This window comes from Saccharothrix sp. 6-C (genome assembly GCF_016695385.1).
GTDB lineage: Bacteria > Actinomycetota > Actinomycetes > Mycobacteriales > Pseudonocardiaceae > Actinosynnema > Actinosynnema texasense.
The window spans coordinates 8,103,354-8,129,012 of sequence record NZ_CP064192.1 but is presented as its reverse complement, the minus strand read 5'-3'; the positions used below and the strand labels follow the sequence as shown (position 1 = coordinate 8,129,012).

Here is a 25,659-nt window from a genome sequence, read left to right as displayed (position 1 = left end):
ACGGCGGACGTCACGGGCGGGCAACGCGCCCTTGACACCCGTGTGACGGACGCTACAGCCTTAGAGCGCTCCAACAAATAGAGCGCTCTAACGCCGGAGCGCCTCTACCAGGACGGAGACCTGCGGCATGCGCATCGGAGTAGCCGGAGTGGGTCGGATCGGCACCATGCACGCCACCAACCTGGCCACCCTCGACGAGGTCGACGAAGTCGTCCTGTTCGACCCCGTGCCCGGCCGCGCGGCGCAGGCGTCGGCCCTGCTGCCCGGCACCAGGAGCGTGCCCGACCTCGACGCCCTGCTCACCGCCAGTGACGGCGTCCTGCTCGCCACACCCACCACCACGCACCCGGAGCTGCTGCGCGCGGCCGTCGCGGCGGGCGTGCCGACGCTGTGCGAGAAGCCGATCGCGAGCCACCTGGACGAGATGCGCGCGTTGGTGGACGACGTGGAGGCGTCCGGGGTGGAGGTGCTGGTCGGCTTCCAGCGCCGGTTCGACCCGGCGGTGTCCGAACTGCACCGGCGCGTCCGCGCGGGCGACGTCGGCGACGTCTACCTGGTCCGCGCCCTCGGCAACGACGCCCGGCCACCGGACTTCTCCTACCTGCCCCAGTCCGGCGGGCTCTTCCGCGACCTGCTGATCCACGACCTGGACGCGGTGCCCTGGCTGGTCGGCGAACCGGTGGTGGAGGTGTACGCGTCCGGGTCCGTCCTGGTGGACCAGGCGTTCGCGGACGCCGACGACGTGGACAACGCCGTGGTGCTGCTGAAGTTCGCGGGCGGCGCGCACGCCGTGCTGGCCGGCGGTCGGCATGACCCGCTCGGCTACGACCACCGCATCGAGGTGCTGGGCAGCCGCGACTGCCTGGCCGCGGGCCTCGACCCGCGCACACCGCTGACGTCGTTGGAGCCCGACGGCCCGAAGGCGGCCGACTCCTACCCCGGCTTCGCCGAGCGCTTCCACCGCGCCTACCTGGCCGAGGTGCTCGTGTTCACGCAGGTGGTGGCCGGGACGGTGGCGAACCCGTCGCCCGCGCGGGAGAGTCTGACCAGCCTCCGGCTCGCCGAGGCGTGCGAGCGGTCGCGGCGTTCGGGCGCGCCGGTCCGGATCGGGACGGAGGTCGCCGCGTGAAGATCGCCGGAGCGCCCATCTCGTGGGGTGTCTGCGAAGTTCCCGGTTGGGGGAAGGTGCTCGAACCGCCGTCGGTGCTGGCGGAGATGGCGTCCCTGGGACTGCGGGCCACCGAACTCGGTCCGCCCGACTACCTGCCCGCCGAACCGTCGTCGTTGAAGTCCCTGTTGGACGGGCACGGCCTCGCGCTCGTCGGCGGCTTCCTGGCCGTCCCGCTCCACACCGGCGAGCGGTCCGCGGTGGACGAAGCCGGCCGGGTGGCGGCGCTGCTGGCCGCCGCCGGCGCGGAAGTCCTCGTGCTGGCCGCCGCGACCGGCCTCGACGGCTACGACGAACGCCCCGCGCTCACCGACGACGAGTGGCGCACCCTCATCGCCACCGCCGCGCTCGTCCGCGACCGGGCCGCCGACCACGGCCTGCGCACCGCGCTGCACCCGCACGTCGGCACCCACGTCGAACGCGCCGCCGAGGTCGAGCGCTTCCTCGCCGACTCCGACCTCGACCTCTGCCTCGACACCGGCCACCTCCTCATCGGCGGCACGGACCCGGTCGACCTCGCCCGCCGCCACCCCCGGCGCATCGGGCACGTGCACCTCAAGGACGTCCGGGCCGACATCGCCGCCACCGTCCGCGAAGGGCGCATCGGCTACATGGCCGCCGTGCAGCAGCGCATGTACGTGCCGCTGGGCGACGGCGACGTGGACGTGGCGGCCCTGGTCGCGTTCCTCCGGGACGCCGGCTACACCGGCTGGTACGTCCTGGAGCAGGACACCGCGCTCGGCGACGACAGCCCGCTCGACACCCCCGTGCGGGACACCGCGCGCAGCCTCGCGCACCTCACCCGGATCACCGCCTGAACCCCAGCGAGGAGAGACAGTGACGTCCACTCGAACGGCCCTGCGAGCGGGCCTGGCCCTGACCGGCCTCGCGCTGCTGGCCGCGTGCAGCGGCCCCGCCGCGGAGAACACCGCCACGACCACCGGCGCCCCGGCCGCCCCGGCCCCGACCGGCGACCTGCGCGTCGCCGTCGTCACCCACGGCACGGCCGGCGACGCGTTCTGGAACGTGGTGAAGAACGGCGCCACCGCCGCGGGCGAGCAGCTCGGCGTCACGGTCGACTACAACTCCGACGGCGACCCCGGCCGGCAGTCCACCCTGATCGACAACGCGGTGTCGCAGGGCGTCGGCGGCATCGTGGTCTCGATGGCCAACCCCGACGCGGTGAAGACCTCGATCGAGAACGCGGTCAAGGCGGGCATCCCGGTCATCACCATCAACTCCGGCTCCGACAAGAGCGCGGCGTTCGGCGCGCTCGCGCACGTCGGCCAGGAGGAGAGCGTCGCCGGCGAGCAGGCCGGGCGCAAGCTCGACGAGGCGGGCAAGACCAAGCTGCTGTGCGTGATCCACGAAGCGGGCAACGTCGGCCTCAACGAGCGCTGCGACGGCGCGCGCGCCGGGTTCGGCGGCACGGTCACCAACCTCCAGGTCGACATCAACAACCCCACCGACGTGGAGTCCCGGATCAAGGGCGCGCTGCAGACCGACCCGTCCGTCGACGGCGTCCTCGCGCTCAACCCGCAGGTCGCGGTGTCGTCGGTGAACGCGGTCAAGGGCGCCTCCTCGAAGGCGGCGGTGGCCACGTTCGACCTCAACGCCGACGTCACCGCCGCGATCAAGGCCGGCGACGTCCTCTTCGCCGTCGACCAGCAGCAGTACGAGCAGGGCTATTTGCCCGTCGTGATGCTCAAGCTCTACCGCGACAACGCCAACACCGTCGGCGGCGGCAAACCGGTCCTCACCGGACCCGGCTTCGTCGACCGGTCCAACGTGGACAAGGTGGCCGAGTACGCCCAGCGCGGCACCCGCTGAGGGGGACGCCGGTGACTTCAGCGCCCCTGGCCGCGCCCGCGGACGAGCGGGTCGGCTCCGCCCGGCTGCTCGACCGGCTGGTGCTGCGACCCGAGATCGGCTCGCTGCTCGGCGCCGTGCTGGTCTTCGCGTTCTTCTCGGTCGCGACCGAGCGGTTCCTCAGCGTCGGCGGCGTGGCGACCTGGCTGGACGACGCGTCCACGCTCGGCATCATGGCGGTCGCGGTGGCGCTGCTCATGATCGGCGGCGAGTTCGACCTGTCGGCCGGCGTGATGACCGCGTCCACCGCGTTGGTCACGGCGGTCCTGGCGACCCGGCTCGGCTGGAACGTGTGGCTCGCCCTGCTCGCGTCGCTGGCGTTCGCGCTGGCCGTCGGCGCGCTGAACGGGTGGCTGGTGATGCGCACCGGGTTGCCCAGCTTCATCGTGACACTGGGGACGTTCCTGGCCTTGCAGGGCCTGAACCTCGGCGTCACCCGCCTGGTCACGGGGTCGGTGCAGGTTTCCGGCATGCGCTCCGCGGAGGGCTACCCGTCGGCCGGGTTCCTGTTCGCGTCCACGGTCACGCTGGGCGGCACCGGCTTCTACGTGTCCATCGTGTGGTGGGTCCTGTGCACGACGATCGCCGCGGTCGTGCTGCTGCGGACCCGGTTCGGCAACTGGATCTTCGCCGTCGGCGGCTCGCCGCTGTCGTCCCGGGCGGTCGGCGTGCCCGTGGTGCGCACCAAGGTGCTGCTGTTCATGACCACGGCCGGCGCGGCGTGGCTGGTCGGGTCGATCAACATCCTGCGGTTCACCAGCGTGCAGGCCAACCAGGGCATCGGGCTGGAGTTCCAGTTCATCATCGCCGCGGTGATCGGCGGGTGCCTGCTGACCGGCGGGTTCGGTTCGGCCGTCGGCGCGGCGATCGGCGCGCTGATCTTCGGCATGGCCCGGCAGGGGATCGTCTACGCGAACTGGAACTCGGACTGGTTCCAGCTTTTCCTCGGCGTGATGCTGCTGGCCGCCGTGCTCGTCAACAACGCCCTGCGGCGACGGGCGGAGAGGGTGCGGCGATGACATCCCCACTGCTGGAAGCCCGCGACATCGGCAAGACCTACGGCAGCGTCATCGCGCTGCGCGACGTCTCGACCGTCGTCAACGCCGGCGAGGTCACGTGCGTGCTGGGCGACAACGGCGCGGGCAAGTCGACGTTGATCAAGGTACTGGCGGGCGTGCACCGCCACGACGCCGGCGAACTCCTGGTCGACGGCTCCCCGGCGAGCTTCTCGTCGCCGCGCGAAGCCCTCGACCGCGGCATCGCCACCGTCTACCAGGACCTGGCCGTGGTGCCGCTGATGAGCGTGTGGCGCAACTTCTTCCTCGGCTCGGAACCGAGGACCCGGCTCGGCCTCCTCGACCGGCGGCGGGCCCGGGACGTGACGCGGACGGCGTTGGCCGGCATGGGCATCGACCTGCGGGACGTCGAGCAACCGGTCGGCACGCTGTCCGGCGGCGAGCGGCAGTGCGTCGCCATCGCGCGGGCCGTGCACTTCGGGGCAAAGGTCCTGATCCTGGACGAGCCGACCGCCGCGCTCGGCGTGAAGCAGGCCGGCGTGGTGCTGAAGTACGTGGCCCAGGCACGCGACCGCGGGCTCGGGGTCGTGCTGATCACCCACAACCCGCACCACGCCTACCCCGTCGGCGACCGGTTCCTGCTGCTCAAGCGGGGACGAGCGCTGGGGACGTACGAGAAGCCGCAGATCGGCCTGGAAGAGCTGACCAGGCAGATGGCGGGCGGCGCGGAGCTGGAGGCGCTGGCCCACGAGCTGCGCGGGGTCACCGGATGACGGTCGAGGTGCTGACGGTGGGCCGGGTCGGGGTGGACCTCTACCCGGAGCAGAGCGGCGTGCCGCTGGCGCAGGTGCGGACGTTCGCCAAGTCGCTCGGCGGGACGGCCACGAACGTCGCGGTGGCGGCGGCGCGCCTGGGCCGGTCGTCGGCGGTGCTGACGAAGGTGGGCCCGGACGGCTTCGGCCCTTACGTGCGTTCGGCGCTGGAGTCCTTCGGCGTCTCGTCGTCGCACGTCGGCACCGCCCCCGACCTGCAGACCCCGGTCGTCTTCTGCGCCCTGGACCCACCGGAGGACCCGCCACTGCTGTTCTACCGCGCGCCTCTCGCCCCGGACCTCTCCCTCACCCCGGACGACGTGCCGTGGGACCTGGTGGCCGACGTCCCGCTGCTCTGGCTGACGGGAACGGGCGTCTCCGCCTCGCCCGCCCGTGAGACCCAGCGCGAGATCCTGCGACACCGCTCCCGCCGCCCCCACACCGTCCTGGACCTCGACTACCGCCCCGTGTTCTGGCCCGACGCCCCGACCGCCCGCCGTGAGATCGACTGGATGCTGGACCACGTGACGGTCGCCGTCGGCAACCGGACCGAGGTCGAGGTCGCGGTGGGCACCGCGGACCCCGAAGAAGCCGCCACCCGCCTCCTGTCGCGCGGCGTCCAGCTGGCCGTCGTGAAGCTGGGCGGGTCGGGCGTCCTCCTCGCGACCCCCACCGAGTCCTGGACGGTCGCACCGCATCCGGTGGACGTGGTCTGCGGCTTGGGCGCGGGCGACGCGTTCGGCGGAGCCCTGGCCCACGGCCTCCTGTCGGACTGGCCACCGGACCGGATCGCCCGCTACGCCAACGTCGCCGGCGCTCTCGTCGCGGGCCGCCTGGCGTGCGCCGACGCCATGCCGACCGAGGCGGAGATCGAGGCCCACCTGTGAGAACACTTCGCCAGGCGCCGGCCGGCCCTCCGTGCCAAGATCAATCGCCCACCGCCGGCCCAGCGACACGATCGGGTGAACCTGGCCCCAAAATGTACGGAAACACCGTTACCGCCCCTCGGTTAAACGAAGACCGAGCGCCCGACAACCACCCCTCCCACCCCTCACCCACCACCCCACCACCGACCACACCACCACCGACCGCACCGACCCCGCCGGCACTGCCGGCCGCGGCGCGCCCACGGACCCCGGTGCGCCCACCGACCCCGGCGGGAGGTGGCGGGTGATCGCCGATGAGCAGTGGACAGCGCTGCTCGACACCAGGGCGACCGACCCGGCCGCCATCCGCCGCGCCTACCAGGCCCGCCGTCGGCGGACGCAGTTGCTGTCCGACCAGGGCACCCTGTTCCTGGTGGCGGCCGATCACCCGGCCCGGGGCGCGCTCGGCGTCGGCGGGGACCCGTTGGCCATGGCCGACCGCCGCTCCCTGCTGGACCGCCTGCTCACCGCACTGGCGAACCCGGCGGTCGACGGGGTGCTCGGCACACCGGACGTGATCGAAGAGCTGCTGCTGCTGGACGGCCTGCACGGCAAGGTCGTCATCGGCTCCATGAACCGCGGCGGGCTGGCCGGCGCGGATTGGGAGATCGACGACCGGTTCACCGCCTACGACCCCACGGCGATCGCGGGCAACGGGTTGGACGGCGGGAAGATGTTGCTGCGGCTGGTGGACTCCGATCCCGGCACCGTGGCGACGCTGGAGAGCTGCGCGGCGGCCGTGTCGGCGTTGGCGGAGCGCGGGTTGATGGCGCTGGTCGAGCCGCTGCCGTACGCGCGCGACGCGGCGGGGGAGTTGGTGTTGCAGAGGGACGCCGCCGCGTTGGCACGGGCCGGGAGTGTCGCGGCCGGGTTGGGGGTGACGTCGGCGTTCACCTGGTTGAAGCTGCCACCGTCACCCGATGAGGTGTTGGGGGCGACGACGTTGCCCGCGCTCGTGCTCGGTGGGGTGCCGTCCACCCGGTTGAGTGATGACTTGGCGTCATGGGGTCGGTCGCTGCGTCACCCGACCGTGCGAGGGCTGGTGGTCGGCCGCGCCTTGCTCTACCCGCCGGACGGTGACGTGGCGGCGGCGGTCGAGGCGGCGGCGAGGGTGTTGCGCACGGCACGGGAAGCGGCACGAACGGGAGCGGACGCGGCGGCGGGACCAGGGCCCGGAGAGGCCGGAACGGCGGATGGCGCGGGGAAGGGTGTGGCGGGATGAGCCTGCATCGGCCATTGGGCACGTTGGCGCGCGGGGAGAACGCGGTCGAGCTCACCCCCGACGCCGCCGGGTGGAATCACGCAGGGTTGCGCGTGTTGTTGCTGCCCGCCGGTGGAGTGACCACGTTCGAGACCGGTGACTACGAGGCGTTCGTGCTCCCGCTCTCCGGTGGCTGCGTGGTCGAGGTCGACGGCGAGCGGTTCGAGCTGCGGGGCCGGGACTCGGTCTTCACCCGCGTCACGGACTTCGCCTACCTGCCGCGGGACGCCGCCGTCCGACTGTCCACGAAGGACGGTGTCGAGGTCGCCTTGCCGATGGCCCGGTGCGACCGCAGGCTGGACCCGAGGTACGGCCCGGCCGAGGACGTGCCCGTCGAGGTCAGGGGCGCGGGCAACGCCACCCGCCAGGTCACCGACTTCGGCGTGCCCGGGGCCTGGGACCACGCCGACAAGCTCATCGCCTGCGAGTTGATCACCCCTGACGGCAACTGGTCCTCCTACCCGCCGCACAAGCACGACCACACCTGCGACGTCGTCAACGAGGAGATCTACTACTTCCGCATCGCCGGCCGCGACAAGGTCACCCCATCGCGCGAGGGGTTCGGCTTCCACCGCACCTACACCGACGACGGCGACATCGACGAGGACGTGGTCGTCCGCGACGGCGACGTCTTCCTCGTCCCGCGCGGCTACCACGGCCCCTGCGTCGCCGCCCCCGGCTACCCCATGTACTACCTGAACGTCCTGGCAGGCCCGAACGCCGAGCGCTCCATGGCGTTCTGCGACGACCCCGCGCACACCTGGGTCCGGGACACCTGGGCGAGCCAGGACCCCGACCCCCGCTGCCCCGTGACGACCGCCGAGGGCACGACCGCCGAGGGCACGACCGCCCGGGGCACGACCGCCCGGGACACCACCACCGAGGGCACGACCGCCGAAGGACGGGTGGAATGAGGCTCACCACCGCACAGGCCCTGGTCCGCTGGCTCACCGCCCAGCACACCGAACTGCCCGACGGCCGCCGGGCGCCGCTGTTCCCCGGCGTCTTCGCGATCTTCGGCCACGGCAACGTCCTCGCCCTCGGCAACGCCCTCGAAGAAGCCCGAGCCGACCTGCCCGTCTGGCGCGGCCACAACGAGCAGGGCATGGCACTGGCCGCCGTCGGCATCGCCAAGGCCACCCACCGCCGCCAGGTCGGCGTCGCCACGTCCTCCATCGGTCCGGGCGCGCTGAACATGGTCACCGCCGCCGGCGTCGCCCACGCCAACCGCCTGCCCCTGCTCCTGCTGCCCGGCGACACGTTCACCAGCCGCGCGCCCGACCCGGTGCTCCAGCAGGTGGAGCACTTCGGCGACCCGACCACCACGGTCAACGACGCGTTCCGCGCGGTGAGCCGCTACTTCGACCGCGTCACCCGGCCCGAGCAGCTGCTCAACACCCTCCCGCAGGTGGCGCGCGTGCTCACCGACCCGGCCGACTGCGGCCCGGTCGTGCTCGCCCTCCCGCAGGACGTGCAGGCCGAGTCGTTCGACTTCCCGGACGCCCTGTTCACGCCGGTCCTGCACCGCCCGCAGCGCCCGCGCCCCGACACCCGGGCCCTCGCCGAAGCCGCCGCCACCCTCCGCGCCGCGCGCAGGCCGCTGCTCGTCGTCGGCGGGGGCGTCCGCTACTCCCGCGCCGCCGGCCGGGCGATCCGCTTCGCCGAGCAGCACGCGATCCCCGTCGTCGAGACGACGGCCGGCCGCACCGAGGTCCCGCACGAGCACCCCCTGCACGCCGGACCGCTCGGCATCACCGGCTCCGCCTCCGCCAACGCCCTGGCCGCCGAGGCCGACGTGGTCCTCGCCGTCGGCACCCGCCTGCAGGACTTCACCACCGCGTCGTGGACGGTCTTCGCGCCGGGCGTCCGGATCGTCTCCCTCAACACGGCCCGGTTCGACGCGGTGAAGCACGGCGCGCTGTCCCTGGTCGCCGACGCCGACGAGGGCCTGCGCGAGCTGACCGACGACCTGGGCGACTGGCGGGCCGACCCGACGTGGGCCGCCCGCGCGGCCGAGGAGCGGGGCAGGTGGGACGCGCACGTCGACGGTCTGCGCGCCCCCGGTGGCACGCCGACGTACGCGCAGGTCGTCGGCGTGGTGAACGAGGAGTCGACGCCGGAGGACTACGTGCTGACGGCGTCCGGCGGGCTGCCCGGCGAGCTGATCGGCGGCTGGCGCGCGGTCGGCGAGGCGACGATGGACGTCGAGTACGGCTTCTCCTGCATGGGCTACGAGCTGGCCGGCGCGTGGGGTGCGGCGATCGCCCGGCCGGACGGCGTGGTGACCGCGCTGCTGGGCGACGGCTCCTACCTGATGCTCAACTCGGAGCTGTTCTCGGCGGCGTTCGCCGGGCACGGTTTCGTGGCCGTGGTGTGCGACAACGACGGTTACGCCGTGATCCACCGCCTTCAGACCGGGCAGGGCGGCACGGGTTTCAACAACCTCTACGACGACGTGACGACACGGCACGCGCGACCCCCGCGCACCGATTTCGCCGCGCATGCCGCTTCGATGGGGTGCGCGACGTTCCCGGTGGACGACCTCGACGGCCTCCGCGCCGCCTACCGCGAAGCGCGGGAAGTCGCGAGGACCGGACACCGCCCGGCCGTGGTCGTGATCCGCACTCACCCGTCCGCGTGGACCGAAGCGGGCGCGTGGTGGGAGGTCGGCGTGCCGGAAGTGGCGCACCGCCCGGAAATCACCGCGGCCCACGACGACGTGGCCGGCGGGAAGGCGAAGCAGATCCGCTATCTCTGACCGTCGAGTTCCGCGAGCCACCGTTCGACGTGGCCGGCGGACTCCCGGTCGCCGAACCCGCGGAACGCGTCCCGCGCCTCGGTCCAGTACTCGCGTGCCTTCTCCACCATGTGCACGCGTTCGTGCACGATCCCGAGGTTCACCAGTGCTTTCGCCGTGCCGAGCCGGTCACCCGCCGCGCGGAAGGCGGCCAACGCCCGGACCGACAGTCGACGTGCCCCGGCCAGGTCCCCGGTCCGCAGCGCCAGGTTGCCCAGGTTCGTGAGCACCTTGGCCTCGTCGTGGACGTCGCCCACCTCCCGGTAGATCCCGAGGGAGGCCCGCAACGCGATCCCCGCGTTGCGGAAGGCGCTCTCCCGGCAGTTGAGGGCGCCCAGGTGGTTGAGCACCACGGCCTGCCACCGCCGGTCGCCGAGCTCCTCGAAGATCCGCAAGGCGTCCAGGTAGAGCCGGCCGGCGCCGCCGAAGTCGCCCTGGTCGAGGGTCAGGTCCGCCATCGTGTTCAGGGTGACCGCTTCGCCGTGCCGGTCGTCGATCGCGCGGTGGACGGTCAGGGCGAGGTCGCACAGCGCGCGTGCCTCGTCGAACCGGCGCTGTTCCAGCACGAGCATCGCCAGTTTGTCGAGCAGCAGGCCCTCGTCGCGGACCCGGCCCCGGCGTCGCGCGGCGGCCAGGGCGTGCCGGTAGGTCGACTCCCAGTCGTCCCACCGCGTCGTCGGCGCGGACGCCTCGCCGATCGCCACCGCGAGGTCGACGGCCCGGTCGTCGTCGGCCACCTCGATGACGGCGACCAGGTTCGGACGCTCGACCTCGACCCACTGCGGCACGGCCTGGCGCGCGGTGGACACGTAGTGGTCCAGCAGGCGTTCGAACGGGGTCTCGCGGTCGGGCTCGTCGCGGACGCGGCACTCCGCGGCGTAGATCCGGAGCAGGTCGTGGAGCCGGACTCGACCCGGACCGGCCGGTTCCACCATGTGCGCCCGCTTGAGGGCCGCCAGCAGGCGTTTCGCCTTGGCGACCGGCTCGTCGACGAGCGCGGCCACCGCCTCCGCGCTCGTCTGCGCGCCGGGGTTGAGCGACAGCAGCCGGAACGCCCGGCGCTCGGCCTCGCCCAACCGCTGGTAGGACAGCTCGAACGCGGCGCGCACGGCGAAGTCCTCCCCGTACGCCAGGCCGTCCAGGCGGTCGGTCGTGCTGGTCACCATGCCGACGAGGTCGTGCACGGACAGGTCGGCGTCCTCGGCGAGCAGCGCCGCCGCGATGCCCAGCGCCAACGGCAGGTGCCCGCACAGCGCGGCGAGTTCGGCGACCGGGCCGTCCAGGACGCGGTCGGGGACGCGGGTGCGGACGGCGGCCCGGATCAGCTCCTCCGCCTCGGCCGGCGGCAGGACGTCCACCCGGATCTGGTGGGCGCCCAGCTCCCCGAGCACCTCACGGCTGGTCACCAGCACCCGGTGCGCCCCGCCGCCGGGCAGCAGGGGGCGGACCTGGTCGGCGGACGAGGCGTTGTCCGCGACCACCAGCACCGGTTCGGCGCGGTCGGCCAACACGGACCGGTAGAGGTTGGCGCGGGCAGCCGGGGCCGCGGGCACGTGCTCGCCCGGCACCCCCAGCGCGTGCAGGAACACCGACAGCGCCTCGGCGGGCTGGACCGGGCTGTCCGAGTACCCCTGCAGGTCGATGAACAGCACGCCGCCCGCGAACCGGCTCGCCGCCCGCACCGCGAGGGTCGTCTTGCCGACGCCCGCCAACCCGGCGACGGCCGTGACCGGCGCCCGGGGCGTCGTCAACGCTGCCGCCAGCCTCGCCAGGTCTTCCGCGCGTCCGGTGAACGCCGCCTCCGACGGCGGCAGACCGGCCAACGCGATGCGCGTTCCGGGGTGCACGTGGAGGTGTGAGATGTGCGCCGCCTGGACCACGGTCCCGGACACGGCGCCGCTGACGTCATTGGTCACCGGGGCGCCGCCGGCGGCGCCGCTGGAGTCCCCGCTCACCGCGGCGCGGTGGCGCCCGCCGCGAAGTCCCCGACCACCCGCGGCAGGGCGGGGCTCACGTCGTGCAGCACCGCGCGCAGCGGCCCGGCGGCCTCCGGGCGTTCCCAGAGCATGGTGTGGATCGAACCGCGCCACTCGGTGGTGAACTCGGCCCGCGCCAGCTCCAGCCGCGCCCTCGGCACGGCGACGAGCCGGCTGCGCGCCTCGTCCATCCGGGCGCTGACCAGCTCGACCAGGTCGGGCGCGAGGGCGGTGGCCACCCGTGTCCGCAGGTCGGGCCACTGCTCGGTGTCCGCCACCGTCGCCAGCGCGCCCGCGGCCGCGCCGGCGAGGAGTCTCAGCGGTTGCTCGCGCACCTCACGCCCTCTCGTCGGTGTCCCTGCGGTAGGTCGGGCCGAAGTGCGAGCCCCGCTGGTCGTTGCGGTCGAAGTGCTGGATCACGTCGGCCTTCTGGTTCGTCACGTGCGCGTCGCGGGCCGCCTGGACCACCGTCGCCCCGCCGGAGGCCACCGCGTGCTGGTTCACCGACGACGGCGAGTCGACGACGGGCGAGACCGGGCCGGCCGCGGCACCCGGCTCGACACCCGGCGCGGCGTCCGGTTCGCCGTCCAGGACCAGCGAGTGCACGTCACCGCTGGGCAGCCACATCCACCCGTGCCCGCGGAAGGTCTTCACGCGCACGTCCACGCGCCGGAAGTCCTCGGGCCGCAGCGAGGTGTACCGGGCCGCGACCAGCGACGTGAACAGGGTGTCCGAGAGCACCACGACGAGGTCGGAGCCCGGCGACTGCTCCAGCGCCGCGTGCGCCGGGTCGCTGTTGAGCAGCCTGCTGACCAGCACGGCGTCCTGCCCGGGGTAGCCGTTGGCGCCCTCGACGGTGGTGCCGAAGTGGATCGCCATCCGCATCCGCAGCCTGGCCTCCGGCACCCGGTAGCGGTTGGTCGAGGCCAGCTCGGCGTCCAGCGCGCGCACGTACCGGTCCACGACGTCGCCCTCCGACGCCGTGGCGGGCAGCACGGCCCACTCCTCGTCGCCCTTGGCCTGCCGCCGCCACGTCGAGCGGTCGAGGCCGGCGGCCTCCCCGGCGCGGTCCAGGCTGCGCACCAGCAGCTCCTGGAGCTCGCGCTGGAGCAGGTCGTCGGCCGACCCGTAGCTCCTCAGGTCACAACACACCAGCAGACTGCGCTGGAAGCTCATGGGCCCTGCCTTTCGACGGGTGCTGACGCACTGCGGACGCACGACTGCGCAGAGTCACTGTGGACTACTGCATCGGCGGGATTACCGCAGAAATGCGGTCTCGCGTCAGAAGCCCGCGAATTTCCTCAGCCCCGCCAGATCCGGCACCAGCACGTCACGCCTCAGGTGACTCACCACCACCCCCGCTTTTCGCAGATCGGAGAACGCCTTCTCGGCCGTTCTGGGCTTCATCCCGGCGATCGAGGCGAGTTCCACCTTCGTCAGCGGAATTCCCAACGTCCACCCGTGCGCCTCTTCGCGCCCGTAGGTCTGCACCAATTCGGCCAGCACCCGGGCCACCCGTTCGGCGGCCGGGTGGGACAGGAAATCGCGCCGGCGCTGGTTCGCCCAGCGGAGCCGGTCGTTGATCATCCCGATCAATTCGACGAACACGTCGTTGCGCCGGTGCAGGAAGCCCATCAGCTCACCGCTGGTGATCAGCTTCGCGACCACGTCGCCGCACGTGACGACGGTGGCCGAGCGCGGCTTCTGGTCCAGTGCGGCCATCTCGCCGACCAGGTCGCCCGCGACCCGGATCGCGAGCAGCGCGGTGTCGCCCGTCTCGTCGGTGGTCTGCACCTTGACCACGCCGTCGAGCAGCAGAAGGACGTGAGTGTCCTTCGCGTCCTGCTCGATGACTTCGCGGTCGGCCGTGTACCGCACGACCGTGCCGATGTTCAACAGCTCTTGTCGGGTGTTGTCTCGGAGGCGACCCAGGAGGCTGTTGCTGGGCCACCCTGGATCCTGTGTCATCGTGGTCGGCATGGGCAGCATGTGGATCCTGTTACTGTCGTGACCGGCGGGAACTTCCAATGGGCCGACCTGCGTCGGGCGGCAAGTGATGGTCTCCCCGAACGTGATGCGGACAGTACACCCGAATGGGCGTAACTGGTGTCCTCATGTTCGGCGTTTTGCCCGCCGACCTCCCATTGAAGATCACGTGCGAATGCACGCGCAATACCGATTCGAATGGAATTGCGCAGCTCCCGTGAGGTGGGACGGGTGCCACACCGGGGAACAAGGGGCCGATCCGGTGGACTTGGACCTGGTGACGCGCCGCAGGGCCGTTGTCATACCGGAACGTCTCCAGGAGCCACCCGTGAGCCAGCTGTTCAGCCCGCTGACCCTCCGCAGCGTCACGCTGCCCAACCGCATCGCGGTCAGTCCCATGTGCCAGTACTCGGCGCGGGACGGTCACCCGGACGAGTGGCACCTCGTGCACCTCGGCTCGCGCGCGGTCGGCGGCGCGGGCCTGGTGCTCACCGAGGCGACCGCCGTGCAGGCCGTCGGCCGCATCTCGCCCGAGGACACCGGGCTGTGGGACGACGCGCACATCACGTCGTGGCGGCCGATCGTGGACTTCATCCACGCGAACGGCGCGGTCGCCGGCGTGCAGCTCGCCCACGCGGGCCGCAAGGCGTCGACCTACGCGCCGTTCGCTCCGCGACGGGGTGGCGTCGCCGACGCCGACGGCGGCTGGACGCCCGTCGCGCCGAGCCCGGCGCCGTTCCACGAGACCTACCGGACCCCGGTCGAACTGGACGACCAGGGCATCGCGGGGGTGGTCGCGGACTTCGCCGCCGCGGCGAAGCGCGCGCTGGCGGCCGGCTTCCGGGTGGTCGAGGTGCACGCCGCGCACGGCTACCTCCTGCACGAGTTCCTGTCGCCGCTCAGCAACCACCGCACGGACGCCTACGGCGGTTCCCCGGAGAACCGGACCCGGCTGGTGCGCGAGGTCACGGCCGCCGTCCGGGAAGCCGTCGGCGAGGACGTGCCGGTGTTCGTGCGCATCTCCGCCACCGACTGGGTCGAGGGCGGCTGGACCGCGGAGGACAGCGTCGTGCTGGCACGCGACCTCGCGGCCCTGGGCGCCGACGTGATCGACGTGTCCACCGGGGGCAACACGCCCACGGCGGACATCCCGACCGGCCCCGGCTACCAGGTGCCGTTCGCCGAGACCGTGCGGCGGAAGGCCGACGTGCCCACCGGGGCCGTCGGCATGATCACCGACGCCCGGCAGGCCGAGCAGGTCCTCGCCGATGGCTCGGCCGACCTGGTGCTGCTCGGCCGGGAGTTCCTGCGCGACCCGTACTGGCCGCGCCACGCGGCGCAGCAGCTGGGGGTGCAGGTCAGCCCGCCGAGGCAGTACGCCAGGGCGTAGTTGGACCCGCTGCAAAGGTCGGGCTGCCGGTCTGGATAACCGGCAGCCCAACCTCAGCAGCGGGTGTTGTGTGTGTCAGCGACGGTAGTCGTCGTATTCGTCGTCCGACGGGTCGTCGAAGCGTTCTTCGCTTCGGCGAACACCTGCGGACTCGCCGCCGGACAGCTCGCGTTGCAAGGCGTCGACGTCGATGTTGTGAGAGCTGTATTTGAGCTCCCGCGCCACCTTGGTCTGCTTGGCCTTAGCTCGGCCGCGCCCCATGGCTCGACCCCCTCGCACAGGGACGGGGGCGGCCGGGGGAACGGCGGCCCCACTCGTCTCGACAACTAGTTCCTGGTAACTACCGTACCGTGTCGAAGGGGTTCCCCGCGACGCGGTAGGCGTGACACGTGCCGCCAAATCTCACCGTGGGAGGATGCGCGGGTGCCTCAACCGTTCGTCGCCTACCTCAGGGTGTACGAACCGCTGTCGGCTCTTGACGCACCGTTGGCGGATCAGGTGCGAAAAGCCCTGGAAGACGGGGTCTTGAGCCGGGCGGACGTCGGCGCGCGCGAACGGGAGCTGTGGTTGCGATCACAGCTGGCCCGGCCGCGCCGCCTCCTGCCCGGTGAGCGGTCGGACGGCCGCGTCGCGCCCGACGCGCCGTTCGACGTGATGACCATCAGCCCCGCCGAGGTGCCGGGGGAGGTCGGCCCCGGTCCCCTGGTCTGCCCCCTCGACCTGCGCGCCAGGTCGGCCGCCGCCCTGGTCGGCTTCCTGGCCACGGCCACCGGCCCGTTGCTGGAGGAAGCCGTGGCGGTCGAGCCGGAGGACGTCCGGTCCCGGGCGTCGGCGGTGATGGCCGAGCTGACCGCCGGCGCCGTGCACGTCATCTCGACCACCTGGACGGTGCCGCTGCCCTGGTTCGCGCTGGTCGAGCCGGAGGCGCGGCGGATCGTGCTGGCCCCGAGGTCCGACCCGGAGCGCCAGGTCTCGTGGCGGGTGTCCATGGCGGACGCCCGCGCGCGGGTGGCCAGGGCGCACCGGGTGGTGACCGGCTCGCTGGGCGAGGCGGGCCCGGCCAAGGTGCTCCAGGACACCGGCCGCTGGCTCGACCACTTCGCGCCGGACTCGGCCGTCGAGCTGGACTACGGCGGGCTGGTGCAGCTCATCGACGACCAGGACCTGCTCGAGGACAGCTCCGCGACCGACGTGAACGCGATCGTGGACGCCCTGGAGACCGGTGACGCCGAGGAGGTCGCCCTCCGCTACGAGCGGCTACGGGAGTTCTGGGGCGAGCTCGCGCGCCGCGAACGGCACGGCTAGCAGCACGCGGGCCCCCACGGCCGCCGCCGCGGCCATGAGCAGGGCGGCGGGCCAGCCGATGCCGACCGCGACCAACCCGGCCAGCGGGGGTGTGACGGTGGCGCTCAGGTAGTTGGCGGTGTTCTGCATGCCGAGCGCGATCCCGGTCCGGCCGGGAGGCGCCAGCTCGCCCGCCGCGGTGATCGCGACGCCGTTCCAGCACAGGGCCAGGGCGGCGGTGGGCACGAGGGCGCAGACCAGCGCCCAGACGGGCGCCCGGTCCAGGGCCGCGCAGAGCGCGAACCCGACCGCGATCAGCACGCTCAGCGCCTTGAGCGGCTGGACCCGGGTGGCGGCGCGGTCCGACCACACGCCGACGACCAGCCGGCCGATCCCGCCGCTGACCTGGGCGGCGGCGAACAGCCCCGCGGCCAGACCCACGGCCACGCCCCGGTGGTCGTGCAGCAGCTCGACCATGAGGGCGGCGGCGGTGAACTGGGGCACGACGAGCAGGCCGCTCGCCGCGCTGAGCCGGATCAGGGCCGGGTCCTTGAGCACGACCCCGTGCCGCCCACCGCCCGCCCGCACCGCCCACGGCGGCTCCCGGACCCACAGCGCCACCGCGACCGCGACGAACGCGGTGAAGCCCGCCAGCACCAGGAACGCCACCGGCACGCCGGCCCGCAGCGCCACCACCGGCAGCACGGCGGCGGCCAGGGCCGCGCCCAGCGGGGTGGCGGTCTGCCGGATGCCCATGGCGAGCCCGCGCCGCCGCGCGGGGAACCAGGTGAGCACCGCCCGGCCGCTGGCCGCGTTCACGCTCGCGCCGAACAGGCCCACCCCGACCAGCGCCAACCCGGCCACCACCGGCCCGTCGACCGCGGCGAGCGCCAGGCACCCGGCCGCGCCGAAGCCGCCGATGGCCATGACGAGCCGCTCACCGCGCCGGTCGGCCGCCGCGCCCCACGGCACGAGGGTGAGCATGGTGCCCAGGTTGACCGCGCCGAGCAGCATCCCGACCTGCGGCAACGACAGCCCGAAGTGGGCGCGCAGCTGCGGGGTGATCGCCGGCAGGCCCAGGAACACGGCGGCGTTCGTGCCCTGGGCGACCGCGCCGACCGCGAGCACCACCCACCGGTAACCGGGCGAGGCGGACCGTTGTTGTGCCATCAACCGGCCACGGTAAGCGGCCCGTCCAGATGGCGGGAGTACTTTCCCAGACTGTGGGCTACTCCTTGGTGCGGCCCGGGTTGGCGGGCCACCCCCGCTCGGCGGCCAGCAGCTCGTCCACCGAGGCGCTGCCGCTCTGGTACCGCCCGGCGATCTCGGCGTTGAGGAAGTCGACCACGGCCTGCACCTCGCGCCGCCGGGAGGAGACCGAGGCCTCTTCGCCGATGAACACCCGCAGCGCCAGGATCAGCTTGTCGTCCGTGAGCGCGCTCACGTCCGACAGGTCGACGTCGGAGACCAGGGCCTCGACGTGCCGCCGGTGCGCCTCCGCCCGCGACGGCTCCTGCGTCTGGTAGCGCCCGAGGCCCGTGGCGGGCCCGACCGCGTTCGACGCGAGGATGGTCGCCAGCTGGTCCACCACCGCCGAACCGCCGGACGTCCGGCGCTCCTGCTCGGCCCGCACGATGTCGATCCGCGCGTGCAGCAGCCGCCGCAGGTACGACAGGTCCGTCTCCTCCTGCGCCGCCTCGTCGCGCAGCGCGCGCACCTCGGCGAGCGGGAGCCGCTCGACCCCCTCGGTGTAGTCGGGGGCGAGCACCCGGTCGATACGGCGGCGCCCGCCAGGACGCACCTCGATCACGTACTCATCCTGAGGTAGTTCGTGTCCACCCGCCAACACAAACCTGCTTCCAAAGTTGTCTCAAACCTGTACCGGACTGCGCACGCCCAGCAGCGCACGGGCGTCCGCGGACGACAGCGGCGGTCGTTGGGCGATCTTCGCCAGCCCCGCCGCGCGGGCGACCAGCTGCGCGTTGTCCCGGACCGGTTGGCCCTTGGCGTACGAAACGGTGTCCTCCATGCCCACCCGCAGGTGACCGCCGGCGGCCAACGCCGTCAGCATCACCGGCAGGGTGGTCCGCCCGATGCCCGTCGCCGAGAACGACGCGCCCTCCGGCAGCAGCCGCAAGGCCGCCACCAGCGTCTCCGCGTCGCCCGGCATGCCGCCCGGCACGCCCATCACCAGGTCGACGTGCACCTTGCCGCCCGCGGGCAGCCCGTGCTGGTCCAGCAGCCGCCGCAGCGACGCCAGCTGGCCGATGTCGAAGATCTCGTACTCGGGGACGATGCCCCGCTCCTGCATCCCCTTGTGCAACGCGACCACGAACTCCCAGCGGTTCAGGAACACGTCGTCGCCGAAGTTCACCGTGCCCATGGTGCAGGACGCCGAGTCGGGCAGGGCGTCGAGCACCCTGAGCCGGTCGGCCTCCGGGTCCGTCACCGCGCCGCCCGTGGACAGCTGCACGATCAGGCCCGTCTGCTCGCGCAGCGCGGCGACCGCGTCCTTGAGCAGCCCGAGGTCCAGCGTCGGCCTCGTGTCCGCGCCGCGCAGGTGCACGTGCACCATCGCGGCGCCGACCTGCTCGCACGCCCGTGCGGCGGCGACCAGTTCCTCCAGCGTGACCGGCAGCTGGGGCACGTCGGCCTTCGCGTGCTCGGCGCCGGTGGGCGCGACCGTGAGCAGCGTGCCGTGGGATCCGGGTCGGGACATGTCGTGATCCTGGCACAGAACCCGTTCGGGCTAGCGCGTCAGCGGTGCCCTCCGGACCGGGAACCGCAGGCAGGCGAGGTCGCCGGTTTTCCGGTCCGGATGATCAGCGACCCAGGTTGCGGGCCGCCTCGCGGCCGAGGCCGGGGGTGTCCGGCGGCACCGAGTCGGGGTCGACGCTCGCCTGCACGCGCCGGTCCTCCGCGCCGACCAGCAGCTCGGTCTCGGGCGAGACCGACCGCTTGACCAGCGCCAGCACGATCGTGCCCAGCTCGTGGTGCAGGGCCACGCTGCCGACGCGGCCGACCACGCGGTCCTCGACCAGCACCGGGTCACCGGTCTCCGGCTGCACCTCGCGGGACCCGTCCAGGTGCAGCAGCAGCATCCGGCGCGGCGGCCGGCCGACGTTGTGCACCTTCGAGACCGTCTCCTGGCCCCGGTAGCAGCCCTTGTCGAGGTGCACGGCCTCGCCGATCCAGTTCACCTCGTGCGGGATGGTCTTCTCGTCGGTGTCCACGCCGAGCCGGGCGTGCAGCGACTCGACCCGCAGCGCCTCGAACGCCCAGCTGCCCGCCGGGCGCGCGCCCGCCGCGGTGAGCCTGGCCCACCAGTCGGCGATCTCGCCGCGCGGGACGACCAGGTCGACCGCGTCCCGGCCCGGCCACGTGGTGCGGCGGGCGAAGCCGTTCGGCAGGGCGGTGACGCCGTGCGGGCCGGCGGGCAGCGGCAGGTCCAGCTCGCCGAACAAGCCGGCGACCTCCGGGCCGACGACGGTCAGCACCGCCAGCTCGGCCGTCGCGTCGCGCGGCTCCACCTTCGACCAGAAGACCATCTTGGTCAGGTACGCCAGCAGCTCGGCCGCCCGCGACGCCTCCGTGTCGAGGTAGACGACGCCGCCGACGTTCGCCACCGCGGCGTGGTGCTCGACCCGGCCCTGCACGTCCAGGATCAGCGCCTCGGTGCCCTCGTCCTCGCCGAGCGCGGCGAAGTGCTGGCTGGTCAGCGAGTGCAGCCAGGTCAGCCGGTCGTCGCCGGGCACCGCGAGCACGGCCCGGTTCGACCGGTCGAACACCGCGACCGACCGCGCCGCCGAGCGCTGTTCGGCGAACGGGTCGCCGAAGTGCCACGGCACGCCCTGGTCGGGCGCGCCCTCGAAGGGCGCGACGGCGCCGGGGGCGGTCAACAGCGGTGAGTTCACTCGGACTCCTTCGGTGCGCTCAGGCACTCGTGGCAGGTGCCGGACAGCGCGAGGTGGCTCGCATCAAGTTCGAACCCGTACCCGTCCCGCAGTGTTCCCCCGAGGGGGGAGAGCAGGTCGCACGGCACCTCGTCCACCCGGCCGCACCGGTGGCACACCAGGTGCACGTGCTCGTGCGCGTCGACCGAGTAGCTGGGCGCGCCGTGCCCGAGGTGGGTGTGCCGGACCAGGCCGAGCCGGTCGAGCAGGTCGAGCGTGCGGTAGACCGTGGTGATGTTGACCGTGGGCGCGGTGACCTGGACGCGCTGGCAGATCTGCTCGGGTGTGGCGTGCCCCAGCTCGCGCACGGCGTCGAGCACGAGCTGGCGCTGGGGTGTCATCCGCATGCCGCGTTCGTGCAGCGTCTTGCGCAGGGCTTTCGGAGCGCCGGCGGTGTCCACGAACCCGATGGTAGGCCGTGAGTAGTCTCACCGTATGCGCGTGCTCGCACTACTGGACGGAACGCTGGCCGACCCCGACGCCCCGCTGATCCGGGTCGACGACTTCGGGCTGATGCGCGGCGACGGTGTCTTCGAGACCATCCTCGTCGTCGGCGGCACACCGCGGGAACTGGCTCCGCACCTGGACCGGCTGGCCCGCTCGGCGGCGATGCTGGACCTGCCCGAGCCGGACCGCGCGGCGTTCGAACGCGCCGTCGACCTCGTGCTGACCAACTGGACGGGCGGCGCGGAGGTCGCGCTCAAGCTCGTCTACACGCGGGGTGTCGAGGGCGGCGACGGCACGCCGACCGGCTTCGCGCTCGGCATGGACATCTCGCCGAAGGTGATGGCGCAGCGGGCCGAGGGCATCGCCGCGGTCACCCTCGACCGGGGCATCGAGCCGGGCCTGATGGACCGCGCCCCGTGGCTGCTGCTGGGCGCCAAGTCGCTGTCGTACGCGGTGAACATGGCGGCGATCCGCGAGGCGGAACGGCGTGGCGCGGCCGAGGTCGTGTTCACCACGTCGTCCGGCTCGGTGCTGGAAGGGCCGACGTCCACGCTGGTCATGGCCCGCGACCGGACCCTGACCACGCCGCCCGCCGAGCTGGGCATCCTGCCCGGCACCACGCAGGCCGCGCTGTTCCGGGCCGCCGAGCGCGAGGGCTGGGCCGTCGAGGTGCGGCCGGTCGACGTGGCGGAGCTGTACGCGGCCGACGGCGTGTTCCTGGTGTCGAGCGTCCGCAAGATCACCCGCGTGCACACGCTGGACGGCAAGGCGCTGCCGGACGCCGCCGACCTGCACGTCCGGCTGGCCGACCTGTACGAGTCGGAGTACTGAGTGGATGGCCGCTGCTCCGCGGGCGGCTGCGAGGTCGCCTGAGAGTCGGTCGTTCGCGACTGTGCTGATGGCCGCTGCTCCGCGGGCGGCGGCGAGGTCGCCTGAGAGTCGGTCGTTCGCGACTGTGCTGATGGCCGCTGCTCCGCGGGCGGCGGCGAGGTCGCCTGGGAGTCGGCCGCTCGCGCCTGGTTTCGCGGCGATCGAAGGGCGTGATCGCCGGGAAATGAGTCGCGAACGACCGACGCGACTGTGCTGATGGCCGCTGCTCCGCAGGCGGCGGCGAGGTCGCCTGAGAGTCGGCCGCTCGCGCCTGGTTTCCCGGCGATCGAAGGGCGTGATCGCCGGGAAACGAGGCGCGAACGACCGACGCGACCTCGCGGGAGGTGGGGTTGGTCCGCTACTTCAGGCCGGCGTCCACGGCGTTGATCAGGGTGCCGGAGGCGGTGTCGCCGGACATCTCCCAGATCATCGCGCCGAGCAGGCCGCGCTGCTTGAGCCACGCGGTCTTCTTCTGGATCGCCCACACGTCGTCGAAGGTCCACCACTGCCCGCCGTTGCCGGTGAAGCAGGACGTGGCCACGGCGGCCTCGTCGTGGTGCACCGCGCAGCCCGGCACGCTCGCGAGCAGGTTCGAGTACCCGCGCGTGCCCGCCTCCTCGGCGAACTGACCGGGCGCCGCCCCGGTCGCCGACTGCCACTCGCCGTTCTTCGCGCCGGCCTGGACGCCCTGCCAGCCGCGGCCGTAGAACGCCAACCCGATGGTGATCTTGCGCGGGTGCACGCCGACCGAGGTGTAGGCGTTCACCGCGTTCTCCACGCTGAAGTGGGACGAGTACGGGTCGTCCGCGTCGGCGTGCAGGTTGCCCTGGTGGCCGGTGCGGTTCGGCTCCCACGAGTTGTCGCTGCCCGCGCCGTGGAAGTCGTAGCCCTGCACGTTGAAGACGTCCAGGGACTTCGCCACCTGCGGCAGGTCCCACCCGGCCTCGATCTTCGCCGGGTCGGCCGGGGTGAACGCGGTCAGGTCGTACCTCCTGCCCGTCTGCGCGCCCAGCTCGTCGAGCTGCCGGCGGAACTCCTCGATCAGCAGCGTGTTGTTCCGCTTGTCGTCCGGGCCGATGTGGTTGCCGGCGTGGCCCTCCGCGCCCGGCCACTCCCAGTCGAGGTCGATGCCGTCGAAGACGCCCGCCGCCGTGCCCGGCCCGCCGGCCGCGTTGTAGACGGGCAGGTTGCCCTTGAGGTAGACGTCCAGGCAGGACCTGACGAACTTCTTGCGCGCCGCGTCGGTGGCGGCGACGTCGGAGAAGTACTTCGAGTAGGTCCACCCGCCCAGCGAGATCAGCACCTTCAGGTGCGGGTGCTTGGCCTTGAGCTTGCGCAGCTGGTTGTAGTTGCCGCGCAGCGGCTCCCAGCCGGTGTCGCCGACGCCGTCCACGGACTGCGCCGCGCCGAACGGCCTGCTGTAGTCGGCTTCCGCGTCACCCGCGCCGTCGCCCTGGTTCGGGTCCTGCGGGTCGGGCGAGGTGCCCTTGGTGACGCCGTGCAGGCAGGTCAGGTTGACCGGGTCGATGTTGCCGAACGCGTAGTTCAGGTGCGTCAGCCTGGCCGCCGTGCCGCTGGTGTCCAGGTTCTTCACGAAGAACTGGCGGCCGTAGATGCCCCACTGCACGAAGTAGCCGACCCGCGCGTACCCGTCGACGAGGTCCGACGTGGTCAGGGTGACGGCGTTGCCCGGGCCCGACACGTTGTCGTACAGGTCCCGGGCGCGGACGGTGAACGTGTAGGCGGTGGACGGTGAGAGGCCGTCGACGCGTGCCGTCGTGCCGGTGACGGTCGCCTTCACGGTGCCGCCCTGGTAGACGTCGTAGTTGGCCACGCCCCGGTTGTCGGTGGCCGCGTCCCAGCTCACCGTGATGCTGCCGGCGTCCTTCGCGGTGCCGCGGAGGTTCGTCGGCGCGGTCGGCGGCTGGGTGTCGTCGGCCGGGTTGTTGGTGGTCACCGCCAGGACGTCGGACGCCGCGGACAACGTGCCCTTGGTGTCCTTGGCCTTCACCGTGAAGCTGTAGGCGGTGTTCGGCGCGAGGCCGACGACGGTGGCGCTGGTCGAGGTGACCGCGGTGGCGAGGGCGGAGCCGTTGTAGACCTCGTAGCCCGCGATCGGCAGCGAGCCGGGGGCGGAGGCGGTCCACGCCAGGGACACGGTCTTGGTGGTCCTCACCGGCGAGCGCAGGGCGGCCGGCGGGGTGGGCGGCGTGTCGGGCGTGCCGTCGCAGTTGGCGTTGTCGACCCGGCAGGTGACGGGTTGGGCAGCCGAGCTGAGGGTGAACGTCGGGCTGTAGGGCTCGGTGGAGCGGCGTGCGCCCACGCTGCGGTTGTAGTGCACCGGGTTGAGCGTGACGGCGTTGCCGGTCTGGCTGATCGTGGCGTGCTGCGCGCCGCTCGCCGTGACGCCGGCGGGCAGGGTGAAGGTGACGGACCAGTCGGCGAGCACGGCGTCGGTGTTGTTGGTGACCACGAACTTGCCGGTCGAGCCGGTGAGGCTGAACTCGGCCGTGGTCGGTGCGGGAGGTGGCGGCGGTGGGCCGCTGCCGTCGCAGTTCGCGCCGTTGACCGCGCACGCCGTCGGGTCGACGGCCTGGCTGAGGGTGAACGTCGGGCTGTACGGGTCGGTGGTCCGGCCCGCCTGGATCGTGCCGATGTAGAACGCGGGCGTCAGCGTCACCCGCGTGCCGGTCTGGGTGGTGGTGGCGTGCTGCGCGCCGCTGACGGTGACGCCGGCGGGCAGGTCGAACTTGATCGACCAGCCGGAGACGGCGGCGGTCGTCGGGTTGGCGACCACGAACGTGCCGGTGGCGCCGGTTCTGCTGAAGGTGGCGGTCAGGCCGGTCGCGGCGGCGGCCGGTGCGGACAGCGCTGCGGTGGCCAGCAGGAAGGCCAGGAGCGCGATGGCTGGTCGGCGCATCAGGGTGTGCCTCTCGAGACAGGGATGGTCGAGAACCACGGCGGCCCAATGTCGTGCCGGTCTTTCCCGGAACTCCTCCGAACGTAGGTCGTGCGGCGGTCGTTGACAATGGGTCTAGACCAATTGCGTCCGTTCAGCCCTGCGGGGCGAAGCGCAGCCGCGTGCCGGGCGGCGCCTGGCCGAGCAGCGGGAGGGCGCGTGCGGCGACCACGCCGATCACCGGGTAACCGCCGGTCGTCGGGTGGTCGGCGAGGAACACGACGGGCTTCCCGTCGGCCGGGACCTGCACCGCGCCGGTGACCAGGCCCTCGCTCGGCAGCTCCTGCCCGACCCGGCACGCGGCCCGGTCCACCGCGGTGCCGGTCAGGCGGAGCCCGACGCGGTTGCTGCGGTCGGACACCGTCCAGCGGCCGTCCCGCAGCCGGCGCGCCGGGTCGTCGAACCAGTCCTCGCGCGGGCCGAGCAGCACGGGCACGACCAGCTCGTCCGGCACCCGGACGCCGACCAGCACGTCCACGCCCACCGGCACGCCGGTCGGGTCGCCGAGGGGCAGCTCGTCGCCGGGCCGCAGCGGGGCGGGGCCGAGGCCGGAGAGCAGGTCGGTGGAGCGGCTGCCCAGGTCGGCCGGGACCGCGACGCCGCCGGACACCGCGACGTAGCACCGGAGGCCGCCGCTGGGCGTGCCGAGGGTCAGCGTGTCGCCGGGGGCGAGGTGCAGCGGCGAGTCGCGCGGCACGCCGTCGACCAGGACGGGCGTGGCCGGGCCGGTCACGGCGACCGTGCAGGAGGCGTCGGCGCGCAGCGAGAGGCCGCCGAGGAGCACTTCGAGGCCGGCGGCGTCCTCGGGGTTGCCGACCAGGCGGTTGGCGAGCGCGAGCGAGGGCCGGTCCAGGGCGCCGGAGGGCGGGACGCCCAGGTGAGCGTGGCCGGGCCGGCCCAGGTCCTGGACCAGGGCCTGCGGGCCGGTGCGCAGCACGGTGAGGG

General features: G+C 73.0%; 24 protein-coding genes. 12 read left to right on the top strand and 12 right to left on the bottom strand.

What is annotated here, in order from left to right; genetic code table 11:
* Window positions 1-127: 127 nt before the first annotated feature.
* The 9 genes from IOD16_RS35285 to iolD all read left to right on the top strand — a co-directional run bounded on the left by IOD16_RS35285 (window position 128) and on the right by iolD (window position 9,810).
* A complete protein-coding gene (locus IOD16_RS35285) occupies window positions 128-1,129 on the top strand; it encodes a Gfo/Idh/MocA family protein (RefSeq protein WP_123745057.1) in 1,002 nt (333 codons plus the stop codon).
* Window positions 1,126-1,986: a TIM barrel protein gene (locus IOD16_RS35280; RefSeq protein ID WP_442978077.1), complete on the top strand. Its 861-nt coding sequence runs from the start codon at window positions 1,126-1,128 to the stop codon at window positions 1,984-1,986. The genes IOD16_RS35285 and IOD16_RS35280 overlap by 4 nt, the downstream gene beginning before the upstream one ends.
* Window positions 1,987-2,005: 19 nt before the next feature.
* Entirely contained in the window at window positions 2,006-2,998 is a 993-nt protein-coding gene (locus IOD16_RS35275; RefSeq protein ID WP_236594567.1) for a sugar ABC transporter substrate-binding protein, read from the top strand.
* Between the two features lie 11 nt (window positions 2,999-3,009).
* Window positions 3,010-4,056: an ABC transporter permease gene (locus IOD16_RS35270; protein WP_236594566.1), complete on the top strand. Its 1,047-nt coding sequence runs from the start codon at window positions 3,010-3,012 to the stop codon at window positions 4,054-4,056.
* The gene (locus IOD16_RS35265; RefSeq protein WP_201437855.1) at window positions 4,053-4,826 is read left to right on the top strand and encodes an ATP-binding cassette domain-containing protein; all 774 of its coding nucleotides are present in this window, start codon (window positions 4,053-4,055) and stop codon (window positions 4,824-4,826) included. The genes IOD16_RS35270 and IOD16_RS35265 overlap by 4 nt, the downstream gene beginning before the upstream one ends.
* Window positions 4,823-5,752: a 5-dehydro-2-deoxygluconokinase gene (gene iolC / locus IOD16_RS35260; protein ID WP_201437854.1), complete on the top strand. Its 930-nt coding sequence runs from the start codon at window positions 4,823-4,825 to the stop codon at window positions 5,750-5,752. Before IOD16_RS35265 ends, iolC begins: the two co-directional genes overlap by 4 nt.
* Window positions 5,753-6,035: 283 nt before the next feature.
* On the top strand, window positions 6,036-7,013 hold the full coding sequence (locus tag IOD16_RS35255) for a Cgl0159 family (beta/alpha)8-fold protein (protein ID WP_236594565.1): 978 nt from the start codon (window positions 6,036-6,038) through the stop codon (window positions 7,011-7,013).
* A complete protein-coding gene (gene iolB / locus IOD16_RS35250; protein WP_201437853.1) occupies window positions 7,010-7,966 on the top strand; it encodes a 5-deoxy-glucuronate isomerase in 957 nt (318 codons plus the stop codon). The genes IOD16_RS35255 and iolB overlap by 4 nt, the downstream gene beginning before the upstream one ends.
* Window positions 7,963-9,810, top strand: coding sequence for a 3D-(3,5/4)-trihydroxycyclohexane-1,2-dione acylhydrolase (decyclizing) (gene iolD / locus IOD16_RS35245; RefSeq protein WP_201437852.1), 1,848 nt, complete (start codon window positions 7,963-7,965; stop codon window positions 9,808-9,810). The genes iolB and iolD overlap by 4 nt, the downstream gene beginning before the upstream one ends.
* Here iolD and IOD16_RS35240 read toward each other — a convergent pair.
* The 4 genes from IOD16_RS35240 to IOD16_RS35225 form a co-directional block, all read right to left on the bottom strand.
* Window positions 9,801-11,804, bottom strand: a complete 2,004-nt coding sequence (locus IOD16_RS35240) for a tetratricopeptide repeat protein (RefSeq protein WP_201437851.1) — start codon at window positions 11,802-11,804, stop codon at window positions 9,801-9,803. The two genes, iolD and IOD16_RS35240, sit on opposite strands and share 10 nt — an antisense overlap.
* Window positions 11,801-12,160 carry a hypothetical protein gene (locus IOD16_RS35235; RefSeq protein WP_123745063.1) on the bottom strand — a complete coding sequence of 120 codons (360 nt, stop codon included), beginning with the start codon at window positions 12,158-12,160 and terminating at the stop codon, window positions 11,801-11,803. Before IOD16_RS35235 ends, IOD16_RS35240 begins: the two co-directional genes overlap by 4 nt.
* A 1-nt stretch (window position 12,161) precedes the next feature.
* A complete protein-coding gene (locus IOD16_RS35230; RefSeq protein WP_201437850.1) occupies window positions 12,162-13,001 on the bottom strand; it encodes a hypothetical protein in 840 nt (279 codons plus the stop codon).
* 105 nt (window positions 13,002-13,106) lie between these two features.
* Window positions 13,107-13,853: a Crp/Fnr family transcriptional regulator gene (locus tag IOD16_RS35225; RefSeq protein WP_236594564.1), complete on the bottom strand. Its 747-nt coding sequence runs from the start codon at window positions 13,851-13,853 to the stop codon at window positions 13,107-13,109.
* Window positions 13,854-14,139: 286 nt separating this feature from the next.
* Here IOD16_RS35225 and IOD16_RS35220 point away from each other — a divergent pair, with 286 nt between their 5' ends.
* A complete protein-coding gene (locus tag IOD16_RS35220; protein WP_123745066.1) occupies window positions 14,140-15,201 on the top strand; it encodes an NADH:flavin oxidoreductase/NADH oxidase in 1,062 nt (353 codons plus the stop codon).
* 75 nt (window positions 15,202-15,276) lie between these two features.
* On the opposite strand, the gene IOD16_RS35215 is transcribed toward IOD16_RS35220, so the two are convergent.
* Window positions 15,277-15,462 (bottom strand): DUF3073 domain-containing protein, encoded by a 186-nt coding sequence (locus tag IOD16_RS35215; protein WP_123745067.1) that lies wholly within the window; start codon window positions 15,460-15,462, stop codon window positions 15,277-15,279.
* A gap of 162 nt (window positions 15,463-15,624) precedes the next feature.
* On the opposite strand from IOD16_RS35215, the gene IOD16_RS35210 reads away from it, so the two are divergent.
* Complete coding sequence (locus IOD16_RS35210) at window positions 15,625-16,506, top strand: hypothetical protein (protein WP_201437849.1); 882 nt, start codon at window positions 15,625-15,627, stop codon at window positions 16,504-16,506.
* Here IOD16_RS35210 and IOD16_RS35205 read toward each other — a convergent pair.
* From IOD16_RS35205 to IOD16_RS35185, 5 genes are all read right to left on the bottom strand, one after another.
* Complete coding sequence (locus IOD16_RS35205; protein WP_236594563.1) at window positions 16,459-17,655, bottom strand: MFS transporter; 1,197 nt, start codon at window positions 17,653-17,655, stop codon at window positions 16,459-16,461. The two genes, IOD16_RS35210 and IOD16_RS35205, sit on opposite strands and share 48 nt — an antisense overlap.
* Before the next feature lie 58 nt (window positions 17,656-17,713).
* Window positions 17,714-18,295 carry an RsiG family protein gene (locus tag IOD16_RS35200; RefSeq protein WP_053714273.1) on the bottom strand — a complete coding sequence of 194 codons (582 nt, stop codon included), beginning with the start codon at window positions 18,293-18,295 and terminating at the stop codon, window positions 17,714-17,716.
* A gap of 60 nt (window positions 18,296-18,355) precedes the next feature.
* Window positions 18,356-19,204: a 3-keto-5-aminohexanoate cleavage protein gene (locus IOD16_RS35195; protein ID WP_201437848.1), complete on the bottom strand. Its 849-nt coding sequence runs from the start codon at window positions 19,202-19,204 to the stop codon at window positions 18,356-18,358.
* A 103-nt stretch (window positions 19,205-19,307) separates the two neighbouring features.
* On the bottom strand, window positions 19,308-20,399 hold the full coding sequence (gene ygfZ / locus IOD16_RS35190; RefSeq protein ID WP_201437847.1) for a CAF17-like 4Fe-4S cluster assembly/insertion protein YgfZ: 1,092 nt from the start codon (window positions 20,397-20,399) through the stop codon (window positions 19,308-19,310).
* A complete protein-coding gene (locus IOD16_RS35185; protein WP_246037801.1) occupies window positions 20,396-20,839 on the bottom strand; it encodes a Fur family transcriptional regulator in 444 nt (147 codons plus the stop codon). Before IOD16_RS35185 ends, ygfZ begins: the two co-directional genes overlap by 4 nt.
* Before the next feature lie 34 nt (window positions 20,840-20,873).
* Between IOD16_RS35185 and IOD16_RS35180 the strand changes: the two genes are divergently transcribed.
* Window positions 20,874-21,716, top strand: coding sequence for an aminodeoxychorismate lyase (locus IOD16_RS35180; protein WP_201437846.1), 843 nt, complete (start codon window positions 20,874-20,876; stop codon window positions 21,714-21,716).
* 397 nt (window positions 21,717-22,113) lie between these two features.
* Here IOD16_RS35180 and IOD16_RS35175 read toward each other — a convergent pair whose 3' ends face one another.
* Entirely contained in the window at window positions 22,114-24,675 is a 2,562-nt protein-coding gene (locus IOD16_RS35175) for a glycosyl hydrolase family 18 protein (RefSeq protein ID WP_201437845.1), read from the bottom strand.
* A gap of 133 nt (window positions 24,676-24,808) precedes the next feature.
* A complete protein-coding gene (locus IOD16_RS35170; protein WP_442978139.1) occupies window positions 24,809-25,651 on the bottom strand; it encodes a biotin-dependent carboxyltransferase family protein in 843 nt (280 codons plus the stop codon).
* Window positions 25,652-25,659: the final 8 nt, after the last annotated feature.